Here is a 13,682-nt window from a genome sequence, read left to right as displayed (position 1 = left end):
AGATAGCTTTTTTTATTAAATCTGATGGGAAAACTAGCCCAGACTGAAATGAAAAGCCTTTTGCTCGAAAAACTATATTTTTTTGCTGTTACAGAGCGACCAACGGAAGCTCCTGTAACAGCTTTAAAAATATGTTTTTGAGCAAAAGCTTGAAATGTAAGGCTGGAAATAGCTCCTGAAACTAAAACACCTCTTCTATATGATTGCCTTAAGCGCCGCTGCCGACACCACACACCACTTACAACCTTTAATAAGCGATTTGGGATTAATCCTGATGACCGCCGGAATTGCTGTGCTTATTTTCAAAAAAATGAAACAGCCACTGGTTTTAGGTTATTTGATTGCAGGATTTTTGGCCGGAAATCATTTTGATTTTTTCCCTTCGATTACCGATATGAAAAGTGTGGAAGTCTGGGCCGAAATTGGTGTTATCTTTTTGCTTTTTAGTTTAGGACTCGAGTTTAGTTTTAAAAAATTGATGAAAGTTGGAGGCACTTCGTCCGTCACGGCCATTACTCAGATTGTATTCATGACATTTATTGGTTATTTAGTCGGACAATGGATGGGTTGGGGAAAAATGGACAGTATTTTTCTTGGTGCAACACTCTCGATTTCGTCAACAACTATTATTATCAGGGCTTTTGATGAATTGGGTGTAAAAGGAAAAAAGTTCGTCGGGATTGTTTTTGGCGCCCTGATTGTCGAAGATATTGTTGCTATTTTAATGCTGGTTTTATTGTCAACAATTGCCGTTAGTGATCAGGTTTCTGGAGCCGCTTTACTGCAATCTGTTTTAAAATTGGTTTTCTTTTTGATCATATGGTTTTTGGGTGGTATTTTTATTATTCCGACCATTCTAAAAAAAGCAAAACATTTATTAAGCGACGAAATGCTCTTGATTATTTCGCTTGCATTGTGCTTAATGATGGTTATGTTTGCTGCCAATGTTGGGTTTTCGCCAGCTTTGGGCGCTTTTATCATGGGTTCTATTATTGCTGAGACAACTCAGGCGGAAAAAATTGAACATCTGATTCAGCCCGTAAAAGATTTATTTGGAGCGGTTTTCTTTGTATCTGTCGGAATGTTGATTAATCCGGTAACTTTGGTTGATTATGCGCTTCCTGTTTTGATTATCACTTTAGTAACAATTTTTGGGAAAGCATTAAGTTCTGCAACGGGCGCTCTATTATCTGGTCAGCCCTTGAAACAATCGGTACAAACGGGAATGAGTTTGGCACAAATTGGGGAATTCTCTTTTATTATTGCAACGCTAGGAATGTCGTTGAAAGTAACCAGCGATTTCTTGTATCCTATAATTGTGGCGGTATCGGCAATTACCACATTTACGACTCCGTTTTTAATTAAATATTCAGAATCTTTTGCTTTGGTTTTGGAACAAAAAATGCCGAAAAGATGGGTTAAAAATATTAACCGTTATAGTATGAATGCTCAGGCAATCAAATCTGTAAGCACTTGGCAGATTGTTCTGAGAGCGTCAATTACGCAAATTATTCTTCACACCATAATTATCACTGCAATCATTTTATTATCATCAAAATTTGTTGCGCCGTTAGTAGCTGACACGCGATTTGGAAATACGCTTGCCGCCTTGATCACTTTGGTTATAATCGCACCTTTTTTATGGGCGCTTTCACTACGCCGAGTAAAAGTTGAGGAAGTCGAAACGTTATGGGAAGAGCGTAAATATCGTGGCGCGCTTTTAATGCTGATTTTAATTAGAATGAGTCTTGGCTTGTTTTTCGTTGGCTTTTTATTGAATATTTTCTTCTCACCTTTAGTGGCCTTTGTTGCTTTGATAATTGCCATTGGAGCGTATCAAATTTTTCCGAAAAAATTGAACGAACAATATCATAAAATTGAAAACCACTTTTTGAAAAACCTCAACGATCGTGAGAATAAAAAAATTGACAGACGTTATGCTAATTTGATGCCGTGGGACGGACACATGTCTTTTTTTGATATTGGAAAAGAATCAAATCTGGCAGGAAAAACGCTTGAAGAATTAAGAATTCGCGAACAGCTCGGCATTAATATTGCCGAAATAAAACGAGGGGATATTACGATTCCGATTCCGACAAAAAATGAACGTTTATTTCCCGGTGACGAAATTTGCGTAATTGGCACCGATGCTCAAGTAACTGAATTTGCCAAATATTTAGATCAAAACGAAATTGAACCTCCAACAGAAGTTGAAGAATCTGAAATCGTATTACGCCAATTAGAGATTTCTCAAGAAGAATTTATCGAAAAAAGCATTGGTCAATTTAGAGGAAAAACAGGCGGTCTAGTCGTTGGAATTGAGCGAAACGGAAACCGAATCTTAAATCCCGAATCAAATATTGTTTTAAGCAAAAATGATATTATCTGGGTTGTAGGCGATAGAAAAAAAATGAATGAGTTGACTAAAGGAACTAAGGTTCTGAGGGGCTAAGGGACTAAGGTTTTTTCAAATAATTAAGGCGCTAAGTGTTAAGTTTTCAATAGAAATCTTAGCATCTTAGCGCCTTAGTATCTTAGAACCTCAAAAATTACTTATTCGGTTGTGGCGTTAATCTTAAATAAGGTTTAATTGGCGTGTGTCCTTTTGGGAATTTAGTTGGAATATCACTATCAGGAATTGCTGGTGCAATTACTACATCTTCTCCATCTTTCCAGTTTGCTGGAGTCGCAACACTATAATTTGCAGTCAATTGCAAACTATCGATAACGCGCAGCAATTCGTCAAAATTTCTTCCTGTTGAAGCTGGATACGTCAGCGTTAATTTTATTTTTTTATCTGGTCCGATAACAAAAACAGAACGTACTGTAAATTTATCACTTGCATTTGGGTGAAGCATATCATACAAATTAGCTACTTTCTTGTCTTCGTCTGCAATAATTGGGAAATTAACTTCTGTGTTTTGAGTTTCGTTGATGTCTTTAATCCATTCTTTGTGAGATTCCAAACCATCTACACTCAAAGCAATAACTTTTGTATTTCTTTTATTGAATTCCGGAATATAGTTCGCTACAGTTCCCAATTCTGTTGTACAAACAGGAGTAAAATCTGCTGGATGCGAAAATAAAACGCCCCAAGAATCTCCTAAATATTCATAAAAATTGATTGGCCCCTGAGAGGTTTCTGCATGAAAATCTGGAGCTATATCGCCTAATCTTAATGTTGACATAATCTATAGTTTTTAGTTCCTCTAAAATTAACTAAAAAATACAATAAGAAAACACTTCAGAATTAAAAAAAAAGTTAAAATTCTACATTTTCTATCGAGTTAGTAAATTGTTCTAAATAAAACTCACCACAAAGTACCAAATAGCAAGGGTTATAAAGGAAATTGGTATCCCAAAGCCAATCATCATACTGCTCAATTTTGGTTTTAAACCATAAGTGGAAGCCAAAATTGCACCTGTAATCATGGGTGCCATTGCAATTTCTATAATCGTAATTTTTATCGCTTCGGAATGTTGGTTGAAAATAAAAACATACAAAATGAAAATAATAGAAGGCGTTATAATAAGACGGAATAAAAGTCCGAGTTGCAAGAATTTCCAATGCCTGCTTTTTCGATCAAATGTCAATTGCAATCCTACTGAAAATAAAGCTAGTGGCGTAACCAAACTTCCTAACTTCAACAATAAAGATTGAATATTTGCATCTAAATCATAATTTGAAACATTCATTAAACACGAAACAACGAATGTTATAAATGGCGGAAAGAAGATTATTTTTTTTGCAATGCTTTTAAAATCTGGACTTCCTTTTGAATAAAACGCCGCGACAAAAACACCCAAAGTTGAAACCACAACAAAAGTCCCCGGTTGATCTACCAAAACAGCAGTTTCTAAACCTTTTTTTCCAAATAAGGCTTCTACAATCGGGTAACCGAGAAATGAAGAATTACTTAATCCGGCTGTCAAAACCAAACAGCCAATTAATTTATTTGACCAACCAAGTCTTCTTCCTAAAAAATGAAAAAATACAAAAGCTAGAAAAAAGCTAATCCAACCCGCTCCTATTGGAAACAATAATTCGTTGCTCCACTTAATTTTCGGAATATGATACAATGTAATAGCAGGAAGACATATATAAATGACAATTTTATTGATTGTCTTATAAATATGCGTTGGAAATTGCTTTACACGCTGCAAAAGCAATCCTAAAAATAAAAAGAAGAATATTATAATAAAGTTGTTCATATCGAGGCTTCGGGGCAAAAATAACTATTTATAGTTTATGGTTGATAGTTTTTGGTTGATGGCTGATAGTTTTTGAACTAATAATTTTCTGGGAAAATTTAACTTTATTACATCCTCAAAAAAAAATCTCCAAAAAATCATTTTCCAAAACAAATCAACACAACAAAACCCAACTACAAACCAAAAACAATCAACTATCAACCATCAATCAAAAAAAAGTTAAAATTATTTTTTGTGTTATAAAACTCATTATATTTGTAACATATTTTATTACAGTATGCTTTCAGGTAAATTTGCCATAACGATTCACATTCTTACTCTGCTCAATAAATTTCCGAATGATTATTTGTCATCAGAATATATTGCGGGGAGTATTAATTTAAATCCGGTTTTGGTTCGAAAAGAAATTGCAAACCTAAAAGCGCACCATATTGTAGAAAGCAAAGAAGGAAAAAATGGCGGTACAAAATTAGCCGTAGATTCCTCAAAACTGACATTAAAGGAGATTTTCGAAATGACTTTTGAAACTATTAATTTGGGTTACGCTAAAAATCAGCCAAATCCAGATTGTCCGGTTGGAAAAAAAATCAATCAAAATCTTGATGCATTATATGCTGAAATGAATCAAAAAGTAAGTGCACAATTGGAAGGAATATCTTTAGATGATTTTTCTAACCAATTTTAAAGCTATTTTTTTACTTAAAACTGTAACATTTTTTATTACTAAATAAATTTATATATTATGAAAATCGCAATTATTGGAGCTACAGGATTTGTTGGCTCGGCCCTAGTAAACGAATTCGCAGACAGAAAACATGAAATAACAGCAATTGCAAGAACTCCAAAAGATACTTCAAATGCAAAATGGGTTGCAGCTGATGTATATAATGCAGATGCATTGGCTGAAATTTTAAAAGGACATGATGTTGTCGTAAATGCCTTTAACCCAGGATGGTCAAACCCAAACATTTATAACGATTCAATGAAAGGTTCAAAAGCTATTCAAGAAGCGGTAAAAAAAGCGGGCGTAAAAAGATTCATCACAATTGGCGGAGCAGGAAGTTTATTTGTTGCACCAGGTTTGCAGGCAATTGACACTCCAGATTTTCCAAAAGAAATTTATGACGGCGCAAATGCAGCAAGAGATTATCTAAACATCATCCAAGAAGAAAAAGATTTAGATTGGGCGTTTTTCTCTCCGGCTTTTGAAATGCACCAAGGAACTAAAACCGGAAGAACTGGAAAATACCGTTTGGGTTTAGAAAATCCTGTTTTTAACGATGAACAAAGAAGCATTTTATCTGTGGAAGATCTAGCGGTTGTAATCGCTGATGAAGTTGAAACTCCAAAACACCACCAAGTTAGATTTACTGCTGGGTATTAAACACAAGCAAAGTCATTGCGAGGAACGAAGCAACCACACTAACAACAATCAGCTTTAGTGTCATACTAAATGAGATTGCTTCGTTCCTCGCAATGACATAAAAATTCGTGTAATTTGTGGCAAACTTAACAACACAGTTTCAAAGGGATATTTGTCTTTTGAAACTGTTTTTGTTTTCAGTACTTTTACATTACTAAAAAAGTATTTTGTCAAGTTTAAAGAAACAGTCGAGCAGTTTAACTGAAAAAGCTGGGATTTCACCTCCTGAAATTACCAATGTTTCGGCTATAAACAACATTAAAAACAAACGCAGACAACAACCTTCAGCATCCGAATTAATTTCTGGAATTTTATCAGGAAACAGAACTTCTCTGAGCCGAGCGATTACACTTATTGAAAGCACAAATCCAGAACATACTGCAAAAGCAGAGGAAATTATCAACGGTTGTTTGCCATATGCTAACAAATCGGTCCGAATAGGAATTACAGGAGTTCCAGGAGTCGGGAAAAGTACTTTTATTGAGGCTTTTGGAACTTATCTAACGCAAGCAGGAAAAAAAGTTGCCGTATTGGCGGTTGATCCAAGCAGTTCGATTTCACACGGAAGTATTCTAGGCGATAAAACCCGAATGGAAGAATTGGTTAAAGATGAAAATGCTTTTATTCGTCCAAGCGCATCTGGAGATAACCTTGGCGGTGTTGAGCGCAAAACCCGTGAATCAATTATATTATGTGAAGCTGCAGGTTTTGATACGATTATTATTGAAACAGTTGGTGTTGGACAAAGTGAAACCGCCGTCCACAGCATGGTTGATTTTTTTCTGTTACTAAAAATTTCCGGTGCCGGTGACGAACTTCAAGGTATTAAACGCGGCATTATGGAAATGGCGGATGCTATTGTAATCAATAAAGCTGACGGCGATAATATTAAAAAAGCAAATCAGGCAAAACTGGAATTCAACAGGGCTTTGCATTTATTTCCGCCAAAAAAATCGAATTGGCAACCAAAAGTCACTACTTGCAGTGCGATTACTAAAGATGGAATTTCGGAAATCTGGAATACAATTTCTGATTATTTTGAAATGACAAAAGAGTCAGGTTTTTTTCAGGAAAAACGACATGAACAAAATCAGTTTTGGATGATGGAAACCATCAACGAACAATTGAAGTCCAATTTCTATAATCAACCTGAAATCATTTCGCTTTTGGAACAAAATAAAAAAGCAGTGCAAAATGATGAAATTTCACCTTTTACAGCTGCTTCTAGTTTATTAAAATTTTATTTTTCTAAAAGTCACTAAGGTTCTAAGATGCTAAGATGCTAAGATCCTAAGATTTTTTCCTCAATATTGTCAGTTCGAGCGAAGTCGAGAACCCTCAAAACATTTCGACTTCGCTCAATGTGACAACCTGAGACAAGTCCTTAAACTAAAAACATAGAACCTTAGCATCTTAGAATCTTAACGCCTCAATTTATACTTATTTTCTCTATATAAATTTCCAGCTGTAATTACATGCGCCAAAGCATCTTTTGCTAATTCTTCATTTAATTTTACTGGAACTAAAGTCGTATCGTTTTTAATTTCAAATTGCAAAGGTTTCAAATTTGGCTGCATAATCACAACCTGATTTTCAACTCTAAATGCGTTGATATCATTAAACTGCATAATCGATCTTCCTTGAACTTTTGGATCTAATTTTGTTAGATTTCGGCCAACCATTGGAGTTTCAAATGGAATTCCTAAATAGCCTAATAATGTTGGCGGAATATCTATCTGACTTGCTAATCGATCATAAACGGCTCCTTTTTGAACACCTGGTCCCATAATAAATGCCGGAATATGGAATTTATTAATTGGCACTAAATTTTTGCCGTATGTTCTCGTATTGTGATCTGCGATAACAATAAAAATCGTGTTTTTAAAATAAGCTTCTTTTTTAGCCATTTCAAAGAATTTTCCAATTGAGAAATCGGCGTATTTCATAGCGTTGTTTACTGTTGCCGGTTTTTTATCGTAAGGTTTTATTCTTCCTTCCGGATATTCAAAAGGTTCGTGATTTGAAGTCGAAAACATTAAAGAGAAAAATGGTTTGTCTCCTTTTGCTTTGAAATAGTTATTTGCTTTTGTAACCAAATCTTCATCAGAATATCCCCAAGTTCCTTTAAAAGCATATTTATTTCCATCGGATTCAAAATCAGTTTGGTCTACAATATCGCTAAATCCGTTTCCGTTGAAAAACGAAGCCATATTGTCAAAATTCGCCATTCCACCATAAATAAAACTAGTGTCATAACCTTTGCGTTTTAAAGCATCGGCAAGTGTAAAAAATCCTTGCTGTGAGTTTCCAAGTCGAACAACACTTTCAGAAGGCGAAGGCAAAAACCCGGTAACGACTGCTTCGATTCCGCGCACGCTTCTGGTTCCTGTACAATATAAATTGGTAAATAATGTTCCTTCTTTTGACAATTTATCAAATTCTGGCGTCAATGGTTTTCCTCCTAAAATTCCAACATATTCTGCACCTAAACTTTCTTGTAAAAAGATTACCAAATTATATGGCCTTTTCACAACTGAATCAGGTTGCTGTACGTGCAAAAACGGAATTTCAGCATCGGTAAAATCATTTGGACCCGCGATCATGTATTTTTTTACACGTGCAATGGCTTCGGCTTCATCCATTTTACCGTACATTTTGGTATTCCCCTCGTTCTTAATCGAATAAGCAGCAAAAGCAACGGTATAAAATGAATTCAAACCTAAAGTATTTGTCAATTGGTCTGATGAGAAAACAGCATTACTACCATTAATAGGACGTTTTGAAGTCAAGCTTGAACGCGCTCCAAAAAACAATAAAAACGCAAGTAATGGAAAAACCATTAATTTGAATTTATATGTTGAACCTGTAGTTTGAAAGTATTTTTTCCCTTTTTTAAAAGCAAAATAAAGTGCAACTCCAAGAATTGAGAACGTCACAATAATTGAAATCAGGTAACTTTTTAAAAGCATTCCAATTACTTCTTTTGGATAAATAAGATAATCCAAGAAAATCTTATTCGGACGCGTATCGTATTGTTTTACAAAATCTGGCGAAGCCAATTCCATAAAAAGAATCAGAAACAGAAATAAGAAACTGTAGATTACCAGAAATTTATTGGTGAATTTCAGCCATTTATTTGGTAGAAACGTAATTAAAACAGCCGGTAGAAATGACAAATAACAAAGCAATATCAAATCCATTCGAAGACCGATTGGAAAAATGTACCAGAAATCTGGAGTTTGTTCTACTCTTTCTTTAAAAAGGAAAAACAAAAATATTCGACTTAACGTCGTAATCAGTAATCCGATTAAAATAAAATTGAAAATAGGTTTTAAATAACTTAATTTTTTCATTAGATGATTTGCATTATTTTTTGGTTGAAACAGAAGAAATACGAAGTCACATTTATTGATTTTTAATCTCGCAAAGTCGCAGAGTCGCAAAGTTCTATTTCAAAGCCTCATGATAAAAAACTTTGCGACTTCGCAACTTTGCGTTAAGTAGTAACACAGAAGAAAAAAATCACACGTATGCAGTACGTTTTTACTCTTCGTAACGATTTATTTCTCTATCGTAAAAATCATTTGCTTTTTCGATCAAGCCTTCCATTTCAGCATTTAATTCGGCTTCATCAAGATCTTCAGCTTCTTCTAGAAACTCAACCTCATCATCTTTCAAATTGATAATAAATCGAGGATAATCTAAGTGAATGATGAAAATATCATCTGGAAAATCAGTATTGTCTCCAAGTAAAAATTTAGGTAATTCCATAGTATATAAGTTTATTTTAGATTTTATAATTGCCTGCTGTACAGGCTATTTTTTTTTGCCACAGATTTCACAGATTAAAAGGATTTTATTTAAAAAGCTAAACACTTAAATCTGTGCTAATTTGGGAAATCTGTGGCAAATATATTTTTATGCTTCAAATTTAGCTATTTGGAACTGAATTAGTTATTAATCTCTTTGTTAAGTAATGAAAACGAAGATACAAGAAAACGGCCGCCGTAGTTAAACCAGCTAAAAGACCAATCCAAACACCTTGTGCTTTGAGTTCTGTGTATTCTCCCAAATAATAGGAAACGGGAAAACCAATTACCCAATACGCCACAAAAGTGATGTACATAGGAATTTTTACATCCTGCAAACCGCGCAAAGCACCTAAAACCACAACTTGAATTCCGTCAGAAATTTGGAAAACAGCCGCAATTAAAAGCAATTTTGACGCGATACTGATTACTTCGCTATTATCCAGAACCTGTCCCGTATTTTCCATATTTAAAAAGATGTATGGTAAATAGTCGTGAAAAGCGACAAACAAAATGGCAAAAACAGTTTCAAGAATAACAGCAAGAAGGAAAATAGATCTCGCCACTACAACCAGTTTCTTATAATCCATCAAGCCTCTTTGATTGCTGACTCTGATCATCGAAGTCACGCTTAATCCCATTGCAAACATAAAAGTCATTGAGGCTAAACTCAAAGCAATTTGATTTGCTGCTTGACTTGTTTTTCCAATATTACCACAAAGCCAGATTGATGCTGTAAACAATACCACTTCAAAAAGCATTTGCATGGCCGATGGAAACCCAATGCTGATTATCTTTTTTAGAGTCGCTTTTTTAATTTCATTGAAACTGAAATTTTTGAAAAAACGCTTTAAATCCTTTCGTCTTGACAGCATAATATGCATGAATGACACCAAAAATATTCTAGAAATTACGGTTCCAAGTGCAGCACCAATAATTCCCATTTTAGGGAAAATCCAAATTCCGTAAATCAGCATATAATTGATTCCTACGTGAAGCACATTTGCCATAATCATAGCATACATGGAATATTTTGTCAGCGATAATCCATCGGCGAATTGTTTGTAACCTTGGTAAACGATTAAAGGAATCAGTGAAAAAGCAACCCAATCCAAATATGGTTTTGCTAATTTAATTACATCTGCAGGTTGATCCAGCATTTCCATTATTGGCTTTGCCAAAACAATCACACCAAAAAGAAACAATCCTAAAATTGTACATAAAAATAATCCGTGATGAAATGCAGAACGAATTTTAACATCATTTTTCTCGGCATCGCCCTCGGCAACAATTGGAGTAATGGCAGTCGAAAACCCAATTCCTAAAGACATCGCAATAAAAATCATGCTGTTACCTAATGAAACTGCAGCGAGCTCAGTACTTCCTAATTTTCCAACCATAATATTGTCGACAATACCTATTAAAGTATGCCCGACCATTCCCAGAATTACAGGATATGCCAGTTTTAAATTATAAGAAAACTCTTTAGTGTACTGCTTTAAATTCACTTCTATTTTTATTTAGTCGGCAAAGATAATCAGAAGCGGTGAATTCTGTCCTATCAATAAAAATATATCCCATTTTTAAGGCAAAATTAAGCGCACCCTAATATTATGTAACGATTTCAAAAAATTATATAACAAGTCCAAAAGCCCTTGATTATACTTTTACATTATTAATAATTCAAATATATCTGCCATGAAAAAATTAAAATTTATATGCCTCGCTGCATTTGCATTTTTATACGCTAACAACACTTTTGCACAGGACAATGCAGCAACAAATTACGATCAGGGTTTTAGATTAGGTTTTGGTTTAAATGGAGGAATTCCGACAGATAATGACTATAATTGGTCGCTTGGCGGAGATGTTCGTTTACAATATGACTTGTCTAAAAGAACATCACTAACCTTAACAACAGGATTTACCAATTTATTTATGGGTAAAGATGATCTTGGAAATGACATCAAAGATCTTGGGTTTATTCCTGCAAAAGCTGGCTTTAAAGCCTTTGTCTGGGAAGACCAGTTCTATGTTTTAGGTGAAGTTGGTGCCGGTTTTGCAGTAACAAATGGTTATGACAAAACGACTTTTTTATGGGCGCCAGGAATTGGATACGCAAACAAATACATTGATTTGAGCGTACGTTACGAAGATTATCACGACTTCAAAACCAATCAAGTCGCATTGCGCGTCGCTTATGGTTTTGATTTATAAAAGTTAAGGTTTAATTTATTTTTTGTTTTTGGTATGAACCCGGCAGATCGCACAGTCTGCCGGGTTTGGTGTTTTATAAAAGTCCCTATTTAATTAAAAAGTAAACCCGACAGGTTTTCAAAACCTGTCGGGTTTGTTGTAGATTGTGATAAAACTTTGACAAAGATGAAAAATTATCTCTATATCAAATTGACACATTATCTAATTACTAGAATATTTTTTATCCGTCAAAGTCTTCATGAAATCAATTAACTGCTTTTTTTCTTTATCAGATAAATTCAATTTGTCTTCGGGCAAAGTTTGATTTGGAACATCTAAACCTAAACCAATTCCGCCACCTTCATTATAAAAATCGATTACTTCTTCAAGCGTTTTATAAACTCCGTTGTGCATGTATGGCGCTGTAAGTTCAATGTTTCGGATAGTTGGCGTTTTAAACGAGTTTTTATGAATCGCTGCCTGCGTAATTACAAATTTTCCCAAATCGCCATCGAGTTTTTTGTTTTTATTGGGAACGCCTAAAATTTCACTTTCTGTTCGGTCAAAATTTGGCGGAACCGTTCCATTTGTAAGCGGAATAAAATGACAAGTTGCACATTTTGCTTTTCCGGCAAATAAATTAAAACCTACTTTTTCATCGGCAGTAAAAGTTTCTTTGTTTTGCATCACACGATCAAATTTAGAATCGTAATGGCTTAACGAACGAATGTAAGATCCTAACGCATTTTTGATTGCAAATTCATTTATTTCACCTTTCGGGAACGCTTTTTTGAAAGACGCTACATAAGCGTCATTTTGCTTGATTGCCAAAACCGATTTTTCCAGGGAACCATGCATTTCGTTTTCATTTTTAATAACCGCGACCACCTGATCTTCGAGGTAACTCACTCTGGAATCTGCAAAAAATACACGCTGAAATGCGATATTGGCAAGCGTTGGCGTATTGCGCTGAATCATCGATTTTCCGTCAAGCGAAACTGCTCTTTCTAATCCGTCTGTAAGTGCTTTTTCAGAATGATGACAGGAAGCACAAGAACGCGTATTATTTCCCGAAAGAATTGGATCATTGAATAACTTTTTGCCTAATGCAATTTTTTCTGGTGTGGTTTTATAATCTGGAAATCCCGAAAATGCTTCGGCATCAAAAGCATCTTTGTCAAATAAAGTCTGAGCCGTAACTTTTAAACCGCGCTGTTCTTTCATTAACGGAATTCCTAATTCGGACTGTGTTTTAAAAATTCCTCTGCTCAGCGGATTTAAAATTTCTTTTATAAAATAAGCTCGGTCAAAAGCATTAAAATTGGTATTCGATTTTAAATACCTTTTTCCGCTTTCTAAAATCTGAAGTACTTGTTTTGAATTTGTTGTTTTTTGATTTTGAGTGTAAACACGATAATAGTTTTCAATTGTTTCCAAAGAAACTTGAGCTTCAGGAAGTGAATTTAAAACCACTGGCGAATCAAAACCAGTAATTCCAAGTGTTAGAATTCGATACACTTCTAATCGCATCGCGTCAAAAACATGAGCATCAGTCAATTCATTGGAACTCGAAACTTTTTCTAACCGAATTAAATTTCCAGATAAAACACCTAATTCCTGAAGCAATTCTTTTTTGTTTTCTTTATTGTATTTCGGAAAAACCAATTCTTCGATAACCTGAAATCCTTCGGGCTGAACGGTCACTTTATCATTTTCTTCAAATTCAGGTATTGCTGGGCCGTTAATTGATTTCGAAACTGCAGGCGAATAATATTCACTTATCATTTCGACTTTTTTGTAACATTCGTGCGCTTCCAGAAATTGTCTCTGAATTTGTGTTTCCGTAGAATCTGACTTTACAGAATATTCTAGTTTAGCAACTTTTTCGGTTAATAAAACAATGTCTTTCTGAAACATTTCATTGATTTCCTGATGCTTGTTTTTTTTCTGACATGCAACAAATGCAAACAAGAATAACAAACAATATATTTTTTTCATGTTATAGTAACGATTAAAAGAGGAATATTTAGAAAAACAGAAAC

General features: G+C 34.6%; 11 protein-coding genes. 5 read left to right on the top strand and 6 right to left on the bottom strand.

Features of this window, described 5'->3' with window-relative positions; genetic code table 11:
- Window positions 1-199 precede the first annotated feature (199 nt).
- A complete protein-coding gene (locus FND99_RS11855) occupies window positions 200-2,452 on the top strand; it encodes a cation:proton antiporter domain-containing protein (RefSeq protein WP_144338177.1) in 2,253 nt (750 codons plus the stop codon).
- 97 nt (window positions 2,453-2,549) lie between these two features.
- On the opposite strand, the gene FND99_RS11850 is transcribed toward FND99_RS11855, so the two are convergent.
- Window positions 2,550-3,188: a peroxiredoxin gene (locus FND99_RS11850; RefSeq protein ID WP_144338176.1), complete on the bottom strand. Its 639-nt coding sequence runs from the start codon at window positions 3,186-3,188 to the stop codon at window positions 2,550-2,552.
- A gap of 112 nt (window positions 3,189-3,300) precedes the next feature.
- On the bottom strand, window positions 3,301-4,212 hold the full coding sequence (locus tag FND99_RS11845) for an AEC family transporter (RefSeq protein ID WP_144338175.1): 912 nt from the start codon (window positions 4,210-4,212) through the stop codon (window positions 3,301-3,303).
- A gap of 277 nt (window positions 4,213-4,489) precedes the next feature.
- Between FND99_RS11845 and FND99_RS11840 the strand changes: the two genes are divergently transcribed.
- From FND99_RS11840 to meaB, 3 genes are all read left to right on the top strand, one after another.
- Window positions 4,490-4,897, top strand: coding sequence for an RrF2 family transcriptional regulator (locus FND99_RS11840; protein ID WP_144338174.1), 408 nt, complete (start codon window positions 4,490-4,492; stop codon window positions 4,895-4,897).
- Window positions 4,898-4,954: 57 nt separating this feature from the next.
- Window positions 4,955-5,596 carry an NAD(P)-dependent oxidoreductase gene (locus FND99_RS11835; RefSeq protein ID WP_144338173.1) on the top strand — a complete coding sequence of 214 codons (642 nt, stop codon included), beginning with the start codon at window positions 4,955-4,957 and terminating at the stop codon, window positions 5,594-5,596.
- A 206-nt stretch (window positions 5,597-5,802) separates the two neighbouring features.
- Window positions 5,803-6,897, top strand: a complete 1,095-nt coding sequence (gene meaB, locus FND99_RS11830) for a methylmalonyl Co-A mutase-associated GTPase MeaB (RefSeq protein ID WP_144338172.1) — start codon at window positions 5,803-5,805, stop codon at window positions 6,895-6,897.
- Window positions 6,898-7,056: 159 nt separating this feature from the next.
- Here meaB and FND99_RS11825 read toward each other — a convergent pair whose 3' ends face one another.
- The 3 genes from FND99_RS11825 to FND99_RS11815 all read right to left on the bottom strand — a co-directional run bounded on the left by FND99_RS11825 (window position 7,057) and on the right by FND99_RS11815 (window position 10,952).
- The gene (locus FND99_RS11825; protein ID WP_144338171.1) at window positions 7,057-8,988 is read right to left on the bottom strand and encodes an LTA synthase family protein; all 1,932 of its coding nucleotides are present in this window, start codon (window positions 8,986-8,988) and stop codon (window positions 7,057-7,059) included.
- A gap of 190 nt (window positions 8,989-9,178) precedes the next feature.
- On the bottom strand, window positions 9,179-9,406 hold the full coding sequence (locus FND99_RS11820; RefSeq protein ID WP_026984926.1) for a hypothetical protein: 228 nt from the start codon (window positions 9,404-9,406) through the stop codon (window positions 9,179-9,181).
- Window positions 9,407-9,566: 160 nt separating this feature from the next.
- Window positions 9,567-10,952 (bottom strand): MATE family efflux transporter, encoded by a 1,386-nt coding sequence (locus FND99_RS11815; protein ID WP_144338170.1) that lies wholly within the window; start codon window positions 10,950-10,952, stop codon window positions 9,567-9,569.
- Window positions 10,953-11,142: 190 nt separating this feature from the next.
- Here FND99_RS11815 and FND99_RS11810 point away from each other — a divergent pair, with 190 nt between their 5' ends.
- The gene (locus FND99_RS11810; RefSeq protein WP_144338169.1) at window positions 11,143-11,661 is read left to right on the top strand and encodes a hypothetical protein; all 519 of its coding nucleotides are present in this window, start codon (window positions 11,143-11,145) and stop codon (window positions 11,659-11,661) included.
- A gap of 201 nt (window positions 11,662-11,862) precedes the next feature.
- On the opposite strand, the gene FND99_RS11805 is transcribed toward FND99_RS11810, so the two are convergent.
- Window positions 11,863-13,638 (bottom strand): cytochrome-c peroxidase, encoded by a 1,776-nt coding sequence (locus FND99_RS11805; protein WP_144338168.1) that lies wholly within the window; start codon window positions 13,636-13,638, stop codon window positions 11,863-11,865.
- Between the last annotated feature and the right edge of the window lie 44 nt (window positions 13,639-13,682).

It is taken from the genome of Flavobacterium daemonense (genome assembly GCF_007341385.1).
GTDB classification, from domain to species: domain Bacteria; phylum Bacteroidota; class Bacteroidia; order Flavobacteriales; family Flavobacteriaceae; genus Flavobacterium; species Flavobacterium daemonense.
This window is presented reverse-complemented; position numbering and strand designations above follow the sequence as displayed.